At 31.6% G+C, this 13,758-nt stretch carries 15 protein-coding genes; all 15 read right to left on the reverse strand.

Annotation, left to right across the window (positions count from 1 at the left end; translation table 11 throughout):
* Positions 1 to 15: 15 nt before the first annotated feature.
* The gene (locus F3K33_RS13910) at positions 16 to 477 is read right to left on the reverse strand and encodes an acetyl-CoA carboxylase biotin carboxyl carrier protein (RefSeq protein WP_012058961.1); all 462 of its coding nucleotides are present in this window, start codon (positions 475 to 477) and stop codon (positions 16 to 18) included.
* A 14-nt stretch (positions 478 to 491) separates the two neighbouring features.
* The gene (locus F3K33_RS13915) at positions 492 to 1,493 is read right to left on the reverse strand and encodes a 5-oxoprolinase subunit C family protein (RefSeq protein ID WP_023975447.1); all 1,002 of its coding nucleotides are present in this window, start codon (positions 1,491 to 1,493) and stop codon (positions 492 to 494) included.
* Positions 1,493 to 2,203 carry a 5-oxoprolinase subunit PxpB gene (pxpB, locus tag F3K33_RS13920; RefSeq protein WP_031275989.1) on the reverse strand — a complete coding sequence of 237 codons (711 nt, stop codon included), beginning with the start codon at positions 2,201 to 2,203 and terminating at the stop codon, positions 1,493 to 1,495. The genes F3K33_RS13915 and pxpB overlap by 1 nt, the downstream gene beginning before the upstream one ends.
* Before the next feature lie 67 nt (positions 2,204 to 2,270).
* Positions 2,271 to 3,401 (reverse strand): alanine racemase, encoded by a 1,131-nt coding sequence (gene alr / locus F3K33_RS13925; protein WP_039768586.1) that lies wholly within the window; start codon positions 3,399 to 3,401, stop codon positions 2,271 to 2,273.
* Positions 3,402 to 3,423: 22 nt separating this feature from the next.
* On the reverse strand, positions 3,424 to 4,191 hold the full coding sequence (locus tag F3K33_RS13930) for a LamB/YcsF family protein (RefSeq protein ID WP_012058965.1): 768 nt from the start codon (positions 4,189 to 4,191) through the stop codon (positions 3,424 to 3,426).
* A 36-nt stretch (positions 4,192 to 4,227) separates the two neighbouring features.
* A complete protein-coding gene (locus F3K33_RS13935; RefSeq protein WP_039768588.1) occupies positions 4,228 to 5,016 on the reverse strand; it encodes a putative hydro-lyase in 789 nt (262 codons plus the stop codon).
* A gap of 65 nt (positions 5,017 to 5,081) precedes the next feature.
* Entirely contained in the window at positions 5,082 to 6,155 is a 1,074-nt protein-coding gene (locus tag F3K33_RS13940; RefSeq protein WP_039768590.1) for a DUF4392 domain-containing protein, read from the reverse strand.
* 10 nt (positions 6,156 to 6,165) lie between these two features.
* On the reverse strand, positions 6,166 to 7,014 hold the full coding sequence (locus tag F3K33_RS13945; protein ID WP_012058968.1) for a D-amino acid aminotransferase: 849 nt from the start codon (positions 7,012 to 7,014) through the stop codon (positions 6,166 to 6,168).
* Between the two features lie 253 nt (positions 7,015 to 7,267).
* The gene (locus F3K33_RS13950) at positions 7,268 to 7,723 is read right to left on the reverse strand and encodes an Lrp/AsnC family transcriptional regulator (RefSeq protein WP_023975451.1); all 456 of its coding nucleotides are present in this window, start codon (positions 7,721 to 7,723) and stop codon (positions 7,268 to 7,270) included.
* A 14-nt stretch (positions 7,724 to 7,737) separates the two neighbouring features.
* Positions 7,738 to 8,361 carry a cytidylate kinase-like family protein gene (locus F3K33_RS13955; RefSeq protein WP_039768592.1) on the reverse strand — a complete coding sequence of 208 codons (624 nt, stop codon included), beginning with the start codon at positions 8,359 to 8,361 and terminating at the stop codon, positions 7,738 to 7,740.
* 87 nt (positions 8,362 to 8,448) lie between these two features.
* Complete coding sequence (locus tag F3K33_RS13960) at positions 8,449 to 9,153, reverse strand: ABC transporter ATP-binding protein (protein ID WP_012058971.1); 705 nt, start codon at positions 9,151 to 9,153, stop codon at positions 8,449 to 8,451.
* Position 9,154: 1 nt separating this feature from the next.
* On the reverse strand, positions 9,155 to 9,925 hold the full coding sequence (locus F3K33_RS13965; protein ID WP_012058972.1) for an ABC transporter ATP-binding protein: 771 nt from the start codon (positions 9,923 to 9,925) through the stop codon (positions 9,155 to 9,157).
* A 1-nt stretch (position 9,926) separates the two neighbouring features.
* Positions 9,927 to 10,973, reverse strand: a complete 1,047-nt coding sequence (locus tag F3K33_RS13970; protein WP_038458402.1) for a branched-chain amino acid ABC transporter permease — start codon at positions 10,971 to 10,973, stop codon at positions 9,927 to 9,929.
* A 9-nt stretch (positions 10,974 to 10,982) separates the two neighbouring features.
* Complete coding sequence (locus tag F3K33_RS13975) at positions 10,983 to 11,867, reverse strand: branched-chain amino acid ABC transporter permease (RefSeq protein WP_012058974.1); 885 nt, start codon at positions 11,865 to 11,867, stop codon at positions 10,983 to 10,985.
* A gap of 103 nt (positions 11,868 to 11,970) precedes the next feature.
* Positions 11,971 to 13,152: an ABC transporter substrate-binding protein gene (locus F3K33_RS13980; RefSeq protein WP_039768595.1), complete on the reverse strand. Its 1,182-nt coding sequence runs from the start codon at positions 13,150 to 13,152 to the stop codon at positions 11,971 to 11,973.
* Positions 13,153 to 13,758: the final 606 nt, after the last annotated feature.

The raw sequence follows: 13,758 nt of genomic DNA on the forward strand, positions 1-13,758 counted from the left end.
TCCTTTTCAAATCACTTACTTACTTTTTATCTCAAATAGTGGTTGGCCGTATTCTACAAACTCTCCATCCTTAACTAATATATCAACTATAGTTCCTTGAACGCCCGCTTCAACTTCATTAAATAATTTCATTACTTCAATCAACCCAACAACAGTGTCACATTCTACCTCATCATTAACTTTAACGAAGGCTTGTTCATTTTTTTCTTTGGAAGAATAGAAACTCCCTGCAAAAGCGGCTTTAATATATTCCTTCTCTGTAATTTCTGGCTCAACGTCCTCATTGATACTTTTCTCAATTTTAGACTGAGCATCTTTAATTTCGCCTTTAGTAAACGTATTAGTACCAGCTAAACCTTCACATATCTTATTCTTATCTATTATTATCTTGCTATCTTCATGTTGAAATTCAAAGTGAGAAACCTCGAATTTATCAACAACTTGCATGATTTTTTCTATATCCTCTATATTAATCATAATTTCACTTCCTATTATAATATTGTAAGTCTTATTGCTTTTTTTAGTTCATCAATATATTTTTCTCTTTCAAAGTACAGCCTTTCGGCTTCCTTTAATGTAATCTGTTTAAATTTAATTTTACTATTAGGTTTTAGTTGAACTATTTTTTGAATATCTACAGAAACTACGTGAGCTATTTTAGGATATCCTCCTGTAGTTTGCTTATCTGCTAATAAAATAATAGGGTTACCGTCAGGCGGAATTTGAATAGTCCCAACAGAAACTTCTTCAGATATCATTTCCAATCTTTCTTTAAGTTCTATTTTTTCTCCACATAAACGATATCCCATTCTATCTGATTTATTATCTACATTAAACTCTGAATTAAAAAATTCATTTATACTTTCATCAGAAATATTATCAAATTGCCTGTCTTTAAAAACTCTAATAATTGTGCTATTGATATTTTCTACTGTTGAATCCCCAATATACCAACTGGGAGCTACAAACTCACCTTTTTGAGTTATCTCTTGTAACTTTTCTATTATTTTAATAGCTGCTACACTTTTAGTACCAATATTTAATATATCTCCCTTTTTCAAAGGTCTTCCATTAAAGCCTCCAAATTGTGCTCTTAAATATGTACTTTTACTTTCCATAACTTCTGGAACGGCAAAGCCGCCTGCTATAGCTAAATAAGAACGACATCCAGCTATACACGCTCCAAAATTTAATACACAGTCTTCCTTTAAATAAACTGGTCTTCCCATTGGAATTTTCTTTCCATTAATAGTAGGTGAAATATTTCCACCTGTTATAGAAATTAAGGCTCCCTTTTCTAACTCTAATGAGGGACCAATCATTGTAATTTCCAAAACACCTTCATTTTCATCATTTCCAACTGCAATGTTTGCAATTTTCATAGCATAAACATCCATAGCACCGCTAACTATAACCCCATATTTTTGATATCCATGTCTTCCCAAATCTTGAATAGTTGACTGCAGTCCTGGATTTAAAACAGATATACTCACTATTCTTCCTCCTTTAACTGTACATATTCTTCATAAGAAATAGGATAAAACTTAACTATATCTCCTGCCTTTAAAAGGCTTTTAGAATTTCTCTTTAAATCAAATAATTTTAATGGTGTCTTTCCTATAAGCTGCCAGCCCCCAGGAGTTTCTATAGGATATACCCCTGTCTGCATTCCAGCAATACCAACTGAACCTGCTGGTATTGCTATTCTTGGAGATTCACGCCTTGGAGCCGCAATTTTTTCAGACATTCCACCTAAGTATGGAAATCCTGGAGCAAAACCAATCATATAAACTAGATATTTTCCTTCAGAATGAATTTTTATAACCTCATCTACAGTAATATTATTTATTTTTGCAACTTGCTCAATATCTTGTCCAAATTCACCGCCATAGCACACTGGAATTTCAACTATATGTTCTTCATCTTCTAAAGAAAAATCAAGTTTAGATATTATATTATCCAAAATAACTTTTACCACTTCATAAGGGGATTCACTCTTCATATCCAATGGATTATAAATGACAGAAACACTTGTAAAAGCTGGTACATACTCCACCATTCCATAAAAAGGTTTCTCATCAAGATAAGTACAAAAGGTTCTTACTTTTTTATTTATATCCTCACTAATTTTTCTTCCGAACTCAACCAAAGCTGCTGTTTCACTTATTTGAGAAATTTTAGCTTTAAAATTGCTTTTTTCCATATCCATGTTTCACCCCTTTAGACCTTTTTCCTAATTTTATTTATTTTTCATTATCCCTATATAATATTTAAGATAATTCTCTGTAAAGTCTTTGAACTCTTTTCCCTATACCGCAGACAAACTCATAATTAAAGCTTCCAGCCATATTAGCTAATTCCTCAACATAAATAATATTTTCTCCATCTTTCCCAACTAAAGTTACTTCATCTTCAATCTTCACATTATCTATATGTGTAACATCCACCATCATTTGATCCATGCAAATCCTTCCTATAATTGGTGCATATTTACCATGTATCAATACTCTTCCCTTTGAAGAAAGAGCTCTAGGATATCCATCAGCATATCCTACAGAAAGAGTTGCTATCTTTGTTTCATTTTTTGTAATATAAGTTTTCCCATAACTTACTCCATGACCTGCATCAACTATATTTACATTTATCACATGAGTTTTCCATTGAAGCGCTGGTTTTAATGTAATAGCATTTTTATTAACTTCTTCAGATGGATATAATCCATAAGTAATTATTCCACACCTCACCATATCAAAGCGATGATGATCAAATTCCATAATTCCAGCACTATTACACATATGCTTAATAGGAATATTTATATCTCTTTCTTCTAGTAAAGCTACAAATTTATCATATTTGCTTATTTGCAATTTACTATAACTTTTATCAGCTTCATCTGCTGTAGCAAAATGAGTAAACAAACCTTCAACTACTAAATTTGAAAAAGTTAAAATCTCCTGAACTTCTGCTATTCCATCTTCATTTGCATCAAAACCTATTCTAGTCATACCAGTATCTAAAGCAATATGAACTTTTGCTTCTTTTTTGCATATTGCTCCTGCCTTTGACATTTCCTTAGCCATTTCAGTATTATACACAGTTTGGGTAATATTATTTTTGACTACTTCTATATATTGACTAGGTGAGGTATATCCGAGAATTAATATAGGTAATTCTATTCCAGATTTACGTAACTCTAGAGCTTCCTCTAAAGTAGCTACACCATAATAATCCACTTCACTTTTAAGAAAATTACCTAATTCAGCAGCGCCATGTCCATATCCATCAGCCTTAATTATTGCCATAATCTTCACATTTCTTTCTATTCGTTTTTTTGCTTCATTTATATTATGCAAAATAGCCTCTAAATCTATTTTTGCATAAGTTCTAAAATATTCTCCCATAAAAAGCCTTCTTTATTATATATTAATATATTTTGTGTAGTGGAATGATTTCTATATTTTCTTCTTCAAGGCTAAGCTTAATTTTTTTTACAAATTCCAATGCCTTAGCTCCATCTCCATGGACACATATAGAATCCACTTTAATTGGTATATCTTTACCTGTAATAGATGTAACCTTGTTTTCTTTTATCATCTTAATAACTCTTTTAATAGCAACTTCTTCATCTGTAATCATCGCTCCTTCTTTAGTCCTCGCAACCAAAGATCCATCTTCTTCATAAGCACGATCAGCAAAGGCCTCTCTTGCTACTTTTAATCCAATATTTTGTGCGGCATTTATCATTTCACTTCCAGATAAGGCAAGTAAAATCAGTTCAGGATTCACTTCATATATACCTTCACAAATAGCTTCAGCAAGTTTTAAATCCTTTCCCGCCATATTATATAAAGCTCCATGTGGTTTTACATGCTGCATTTTAATTCCTTGGGCTCTACAAAAAGAATCTAAAGCACCAATTTGATATTGCACCATAGCTTTAGCTTCTTTTGGAGATACATTCATATTTCTTCTTCCAAAGCCCACTAAATCAGGAAAGCCAGGATGAGCACCAACGCTAACGCCAGCTGCCTTAGCTAGTTTTACTGTATAGTCCATTACAAGCGGATCTGCTGCATGAAATCCACAGGCTATGTTAGCAGAAGATATATATGAAATCACTTCTTCATCCAAACCAAGTTTATAGCTTCCAAAGCTTTCTCCTAAATCACAATTTAAATCTACTTTATACATAATTACCCCCGTTTGATCAGTTATGAGTTAAGCCTCTTAACTGAATTTAATGTCTATATTTTTAGTATCCGTTATAAGCATATGGCCAGGAGAATGTGTAATCACTATTTTAGGTTTAACATTCATAACCACAGATTGTGGTGTCACACCACAAGGCCAAAATACTGGAACTTCTCCTTCTTTTATATTAACACTATCTCCAAAATCGGGCTTGCTAATGTCTGAAATTCCAATAACAGAAGGTTCTCCTATATGAATTGGTGTTCCATGAACCTTTGGCATTGCTCCAGTGACCATTACTGATTTAACAATTTGATCATAGGGAATAGGTCTCATGCTTACAACCATTTTTCCATTAAAGATCCCCGCTGGTTCACACTCTATATTGGTTATAAACATTGGCACGTTACAGTTTTCTTCTATATGCCTTACAGGTACTTCAGCCTCTAAAAGCTCTGATTCAAATGAAAAGCTACAACCTATTAAAAAGCTCACAAAATCGTCTCTCCATAAATGCTCAACACTCGTATATTCACCAGTTAATATTCCATCTTCATAAACTCTATATTTAGGTATATCATTAGCTATATCTGCATCTTCTGCAATATATCTTAAACTCCTGCTTCCCACATCACTAACTTCTAATATAGGACAAGCTTTTGGATTTCTTTGACTAAATAATAAGAAATCATAGGCTAACTCCTTTGGCAAGATAACCAAATTAGCTTGTGCATATCCAGCACACATTCCTGAAGTTGGTCCTGTAATTTTGCCTTCACGTATTAAATTTCGAACTTCACTCGGTTTCATCTTAGAATAATCCATAATTATCCCCTTCCTAATACTTATTCCTATATCACTACTTGCAAATCATTCAATGTGGGCAGCCCCTACACAACATTTTCATAAAAACCTAATTCAATAACTTTATCAAACCAAGTAGCACAGGTATCTTCTAATTTAATAGAATAAGATACACATTCTCTCATCAAATTAACTATTGAAAGATTCATTGATAATCCAAATCCATCTATAGCAGGTACAAGCCATCCATACATATCTATCATTCCACTTCTTGAAGCTACAACCATTGCTTCTTCTTGTAACTCTTTTGTATGTAGTATTTCTAAATCTTTCTTTAAATAAGCTATTGCTGCAATTAATCCATAACATCCCCAGTCAGAAACTGTTGCAGTAATAATATTATCTGCCTTTGTAGCTACTGCAATTCCACCATTACATCCACAATTACATTTTCCTTTAGCTGCATATGGAATATACTCTTCTAAATGTTCACTAATAGTTCCCATACCAATTTCATTTCCAAGATCTCCTATTGCTATATTAAGAACACCCTTGCCCTGTAATTTAGTAAATAAAATATCTTGTTTTGCCTCTAATTCAGTTACATTTAGTCCTACTGCATTATGATAAACACCAATTGAATTTGCCCCTGGACACTCAATGCTAATAACAGCGCTTGGTAATCCCTTAGCTATGATTTCATCAGCCTGCTTGGCAGCTACATTTTCATCCTTTGTAAATGGTATAGCTGCAATAGATATAGGATATTCTTTTAATTCCTCTATGCTATCATATAAGTGGACTCCTATTACTTGCGCTAAATTTTTTACAGCCTCCATATTATCTTCAGGACATATTATTACAGGTTTGACATTAAAAGCTTTAACTAAAGCTCTAGCTAATATCATAGAGCTAACAATTCCATCCATCTCAGCCTTTTTAAAAGGAAGAAGTACAAAACCAGTCATTATATAGACTAAGTCGCCATCTTTTAAGGTGTTCACCAATTTTTTTGCTGCATTTGTAGTTAAAGGCTCTTTTGTATACTCTCTTGCTGCAGAATATAAAATGCGGCATACACCATATCCCCTAGGGTCTAAATTCATTAAATTATCTAAATTCTCTCCCAAATTAAATATTGTTAATTCTTGTTGATTCATATTCTACCTCCTATTCTGTTTTTGTTTCTTCTAAGAACTCATTTAACAATGCATCTTGTAATTTCTTTACAAGCTCTGGTGCTTTTCCCCCTACAGGTATTCCATCTATTTCACTGGTTGCCATACAAAATTGACCTGAACTAGTAACTATAACTTCATCTGCCTCCATTAATTCCTTCAAGGTAAATGCTGTTTCATCTACAGGAATATTAAAGGATTTACACATTTTAATAAGGTGAGCTCTTGCTATACCTGGTAAAATTAAATTGTCTGTTGGAGCAGTTTTTAATATACCATCCTTAATAATTGATACATTGCTATGTGCACATTCAGTTACTCTATCCCCTCTATGAAATACAGCTTCCTGACATCCTGCCTCTTCAGTTTTTTGAGATGCAATTACACTTGGTAATAAATTTAAGGTTTTGATATTACAGTGTAAAAATCTAGTGTCTTCTAAAGTGATTAACTTTAATTTTTGTGACATATCCTTAATATTTAAAGGCTTTAACATAATCCATAGATTTGCAGGGACCTCATCTCCAGGAAAAGCATGATTTCTCATTCCAGTTCCTCTAGTAATTTGCCAATATACAAATTGTTCTCCTGAATCAACCTTTAATACCATCTCCTTAAGGATTTCTTTTACTTGCTCCTTTGAATAAGGAATTTTAATTCCTAATAAACCAGCGCTGTTGTAAAATCTTTCAATATGCTCCTCCAATGCAAAAATCTTGTGATTTCTGCTATAAGTAGCATCATAAACTCCATCTCCAAAATAGCAAACACGATCAAGCATTGGTACTGTCATTTCCTCTAATAATCCAAACTTTCCATTATAATAACCTAAATTCTCCATTGTATTTTCCTCCTAAAATTCTTAAAATAAAAAACCAGACATATTTTAGACCTTTGAATTTGACTTCTTCGTCTAAAGTATATCTGGTTTTTCTTTGAAACTAATACTATATTCATATAGTATATCTCACAGAAATATTTTTCAATATTTTTTAAAATTCCAGTTAATTTTATTGTTATTTGCTGTATTACCAAAATTTTTTCTTATATTTTAAAAAATTCAATTATAAACCTCAAATTTTTAATATGCCTATTTACTCTTCTACCTCTGGTATTACACTAAATGTATTTTTTATATTTTTTAAAACAAAATGCGTTTTAGTTGCTGATACTCCTTCTATACTTTTTATTGCACGATGAATTTTCTCAAGATGATCAGATGATTGACAAATTATTTTAAGCATAAAATCATAATCTCCAGTTAAATAATAACATGAAACAATATTATCATTCCCTTTAATAGCTGAAGTAAATTTATCATAGAACTTTGGATGTTCAAGACTAACTTCCATCAAAGCACACACATCATTATCTAATTTTTTTTGATCTACTATAATGGTATAATTTTGAATCACCTTATTTTTCTCCATTTTATGTATGCGTTCAAGAACTGCTGAAACTGATAAATGAATTTCATTACTTATAGAGGCTGCTCTAATTCTGGCATTTGATTTCAAACATTTTAATATTTTGTAATCCATTTTATCCATAAATATCTCCTTAGTTAAGAATTCATTCTTAACTTAATATATTCTTTAATATATCTAACACAATTTTCAATTCCTAATTTACTAGTATCAAGAGATAAATCATAATTTTTTACGTTTTCCCACTTGTTTCCCGTGTGGTAATAATAGTATCCTCTTCTATACTTATTCAATTTCCTAATTTGCTTAGCAGCCTCTTTTTCTAAAATACACAAACTTTCCATTTGATGTTTAATACAATACTCATTAGATGCATGAATAAAAATCTTAAATACATTTAGATTATCCTTTAAAATATAATCTGCACAACGCCCTATTACAACATAAGATTCTCTTTCTGCTAATTCCCGCAGTATCTTAGCTTGATAATTAAATAAATTATCATTTGAAGTAAAATCATTACTTTCTGGCGGAATCAATTCACCTTCATATACCTTCTTTGACACCATATATAGTAAACTACTTTTAACATGCTCATCTGCATTTGCAAATAGTGATTCATTAATCCCACTATCATCTGATGCTAAACGTAATAATTCTCTATCATACATATTAATCTCTAGATCCTTTGAAAGCATTTTACCAATTGTTGTTCCACCACTTCCACAAGTTCTTGTGATTGCAATTACAAACCTATCCATATTGCCTCCCCCTTTATTTAATAGTGTAAATTACTTTTTTATTTTTTCATAACTTACTTTACACTATCATTTCATATGACCATCCTTTTATTCTCCTAAGTATGCTTTTCTAACAGAATCGTCATGTAATAAATCTTGTGCTAATCCTTCTAATACAACACTACCTGTTTCTAAAACATAACCTCTATCAGCTATTTGAAGTGCAGCATTTGCATTTTGCTCTACTAAAAGAATTGTTGTTCCAGCTTTACGGATGTTTTTTATTATTTCAAATATTTCTTCAACTACAATAGGAGCAAGACCCATTGATGGTTCATCAAGCAATAATAATTTAGGTTTTGCCATTAACGCTCTCCCTATTGCAAGCATTTGCTGCTCACCACCTGACATAGTTCCTGCAAGCTGCTTTCTTCTTTCCTTTACTCTTGGAAACAATGTAAATACCTCTTCCATTGATACTTTGATTTCAGATTTACTCTTTCTTAAATAAGCTCCTAATAAAAGATTTTCTTCTATTGTCTGATCACCAAATACTCTTCTTCCTTCTGGAACTTGGCTAAGACCATAAGATACTATCTTGTGTGCTCCAATATTGCTAATCATTTTCCCATCATAAGTGATTTCACCAGATTTAATTGGATTTAAACCGCTAATTGCTCTGAGTGTACTAGTTTTCCCAGCACCATTAGCTCCAATTAAAGTTACAATTTCTCCATTATTTACTTCTAAACTCAAATCGTGAATCGCATGAATTGCACCATAAGATATATTAATATTTTCTACTTTTAACATATTATTGTGCCGCCCCCTTTCCTAAATACGCTTCAATTACTTGTGGATTTTTTTGAATTTCTTTTGGAATTCCTTTAGCAATAATTTCGCCAAAAGAAAGTACATAAATGTATTCACATACATTCATTACAAGTTTCATATCATGTTCGATAAGTAAAATAGATATTTTAAACTCATTTTTTATCCAGCGAATAAGTTCAGTAAGTTCCACTGTTTCTTGAGGATTCATACCAGCGGCTGGCTCATCAAGAAGTAAAAGCTTAGGCTTAGCTGCTAATGCTCTAGCTATTTCTAATCTTCTTTGTTTACCATAAGGGAGATTACTCGCAAGCTCATCTGCACTATCGTCTAATTTAAAAATTTTTAATATTTCTAAAGCCTCTTGCTTCATTTTTTGTTCCTCATAAATGTGAGCTGGAGTCTTAATAATAGATGTAAACAAACTAGATTTTGCTTGAAAGTTAAAACTAATCATAACATTTTCAAGTACAGTTAATTCAGTGAAAAGTCTAATATTCTGAAATGTTCTAGCAATATGCTTTGATGTAATATCATAAGGTTTAGTTCCATCAATACGTTCACCATTTAATTGTATTTTTCCTTCTGTTGGTTTATATACACCAGTAAGCATATTAAAAAGAGTTGTTTTACCTGCACCATTTGGACCTATAAGACCAATTAATTGATGTTCCCCAATTTCCATATTTACATCAGAAACGGCAGTAAGACCACCAAATTTTATTGTTAATTTTTCTACTGAAAGTAAAGACATACTACTCACCAGCCTTTTCGTCTTGAACTATATTTTTTGTAGAGTTTTTTCCAAATTTCTTAAAAAATTTTATTATATTATCTACTGTAATTTCCCTTGTTCCAAGAATACCTTGTGGACGGAAAATCATCATGAGCACAAGCATAACAGCATATATTAAAATACGATATGTCTTAAATACCTCACTAAGTCCTCTTAGACATTCAGGTAAATAAATAAGAATTGAAGTTCCAATTACAGTTCCTGATAAACTTCCCATTCCACCAAGTACTACATAAGTTATTAACTCAATTGACTTTGAAAATGCAAAGCTTGCTGGATCAATAAAGGAATTAAAGTGTGCATATAAGCCCCCAGCAAGACCAGCCATACTGCTACCTATAATAAATGCAATCATCTTGTATTTAGTAGAATTTATTCCCATAGCTTCTGCTGCTATTTCATCTTCTCTAATTGACATAATTGCTCTACCTTTTGAAGAATGAATTAAATTTTTTAGTATTGCATAACAAAGTGCTACACCTATTAATACTATTAAGAAAGAAGTGCTTCCTGGTATTCCTGAAATCCCTCTAGCACCACCAACATAATCTACATTTTGAATTACTACCTTTACTATTTCTCCAAACCCTAAGGTACAAATAGCTAAATAATCCCCTTTAAGTCTTAATATTGGATATCCAATTAGCGCTGCTAAAATTCCAGCTAATATGATTCCTACAAGTAAGGCAATTGGAAAGGGCATATTAAAATTTTTAGTCATTATTGCAGATCCATATGCTCCTATTGACATAAAAGCAGCATGTCCCATAGTAAATTGACCAGTAAACCCTAATATAAGATTAAGACCTAAGGCTGCAATTAAAAAAATACCAATTTGTTTCATAATTCTAAGTATATAATCACCAATTATTCCTTGGTTTACAAGAAACATTAGAAACACATAAATTAATGCAAGGACAACTGTTGTAATCATATATCTAGTGTATGTGGTTTTAACCAGACTTAAGCTTGTACTATTTTCATTTTTGCTTATCTTATTTATCATTTTCATCACCTACACCTTCACATTGTTTTTCTTACCAAATAAACCTGTTGGTTTTACAATAAGAATTATAATTAAAATTGAAAAAGCAATTGCATCTGATAATCCTGAACTAATATATACCTTTGATAAAGTCTCAATAAGTCCCATTGCAAGTCCACCAAACATGGCCCCTGGTATAATTCCAATGCCCCCAAGAACAGCAGCTACGAAAGATTTAAGTCCTGGCATAACACCCATAGCAGGCTCAAGTCTAGGATATAGCATACCAACAAGTACACCAGCTGTGGCAGCTAGCGCTGAACCTAAAGCAAAAGTTAAAGAAATTACTCTATTAATATTTATTCCCATTAATGCTGCTGCATCTCTATCATAAGAAGTTGCTCTCATTGCTCTACCTGTTCTAGTTTTATTTACAAGGTATTGTAATGCAACACATAATATAATAGTAATAGCAAGTGCTATTATTTGAAGATTACTTATTGTTATTGCTCCAATTTTATAAGAAATTAAAGGAATTACTTCTGGAAAATTTCTAGTATTTGGACCTGCAACAAAATCAGCTTTTACAAAGTTTTGTAATATAAGTTCCATTCCCATTGTGGTTATTAACAATGTTACATTAGGTGAATTTCTAAGTGGTTTATAAGCAATTCTTTCAATTAACATACCTAAGACAGCACATGAAACCATAGAAAAAATCAAACTTGGAATAAATCCAAGACCTAATACAGTTGCTGCAAAGTAACCTAAGAAAGCACCAACCATATAAATATCACAGTGAGCAAAATTAATTAATTTAATAATTCCATATACCATAGTGTAGCCAATAGCTATTAATGCATATACACTACCTAGGCATATACCATTTACAATTTGTTGTAATAAAGTACTCATGTACACCTCTCCTTTATAAAAGGCTATATCTCTAGGTCTACTTAAATTACAGCTTACCCCATTAATATAGCCGCTAAACAATAAAATTTAATTTTCTTTAGAATTATTTAACCTCAGTTTCAAATTCAAATTGTCCTTTTACAACTTTATTAATAACTACACTCTTAATTGGGTTATGTTTATCATCGAATTTATAATGTGTGGTTCCACAATCTGCATCTAACTTAGCCATTGCATCTTTAATAGCATTTTCATCTGTGCTGCCTGCTTTTTTAATTGCTTCTGCTAAAATGTATACTGAATCATAACTAAGTACTGAGAATGCACTAGGATCACCATTATATTCTTTTTTGTAATTTTCAACGAACTTTTTAATTGATGCATTATCTGATTTTAACGATAAGTGATCTGTAAAGTAAGATCCTTCAATTGCATCTCCTCCAACTTTTACAAGACCTGGATCACTCCATGAATCACTACCTACGAATGGTGCCTTTATACCAATTTCTCTTGCTTGTTTTGCAATTAATCCAACAGTTGAGTAGTTATCTGGAAGATAAATTACATCCACATTTAATTCTTTTATTTCAGTTAAAAATGCTTTGAAATCACTTTCTCCTGCATTGTAAGTTTTTTCATATGCTACAGTCCCCCCTGCCGCTTCAAAGTTTTTCTTAAATTCTTTTGAAATACCTACACAATAATCATTACCAATATCATAAAGCATTGCTACTTTTTTAGCTTTTAAATTTTCTGACGCGAATTTTGCACCAACTTGACCTTGTAATGGATCTATAAAACATGCTCTAAATACATAATCTCCACCTTCAGTAGTAACTTTCTCATTTGTTGACCCCGGAGTAATCATAACTACTTTTGAATCTTTTGCAACTGCTGCCATTGGAATTGAACATTTACTTGCATATGTTCCGACTACTGCCGAAACTTTATCTTGCGTAATTAACTTTGTAATGGCATTTGGCGCTGTTGCTGCTTGATTTTGATCGTCTTCTGAAACAAGCTCTAACTTTTTACCAAGAACTCCACCAGCATCATTTATTTCTTTTATTGCAAGTTTAGATCCGTTTTCCATTGCTGCACCCAAAGCTGGAACATCACCAGTTAATGGAAATACTCCTCCGATCTTAATTGTATCTCCACTAGCTGCACTTCCCCCATTTGAACTTACTTTAGCTGTCTCACTACACCCCATAAACATTGTTGCTGTCATTGCTAATACAGTTACTACCCCCAATATTCTTTTGAAAAATGTCTTTTTAATCATAAATATCTCCTCCAAATTTTCAATTTTTTTATTTAATACTAGTCCTGTTTTATACAAAAAAAGCGTCTATAAAATCTTCCTTGATTTTATAGACGCCTTTGTCATATAGTTAATATTTTTAATCCTATTTTATTGTTTTCACCATATTATGCATAATAATATTTACTTTTCTATTTTGAATATATTCCAAAGAATTATTGTAAGATAATTTTTTAACGTTAAAATTATTGTAAAAAAAAATAGCTGGTGTTATTAACACCAGCCATTGTGTATAAATCTATTATACGGTATGTTACACAATTGTCAATAACTATTATGAGAATAATTGTAATTTCAAAAATATTTTCAGTTTTTTCTTAATATTCAATATTTTTTTCGCTTTGTATAATCATCAACTGCTTCTTCCTTAGTACCATACTTGTTTACCATACTGTTCAGATAATTTTTTCCTTATGATTCATTACAATAGGAAGCTGTACTTACAACGCTACGGGTTAAAATAATGTAAATAATCCAATATTTTCATTGACTTTTATTTATGCAGTACGTACAATTATCAATAAATAGACAAATTTATTGATATATTGAGTAATTTTGCATAATAAA

It is taken from the genome of Clostridium beijerinckii (assembly GCF_008705175.1).
Classification (GTDB): Bacteria; Bacillota; Clostridia; order Clostridiales; family Clostridiaceae; genus Clostridium; species Clostridium beijerinckii.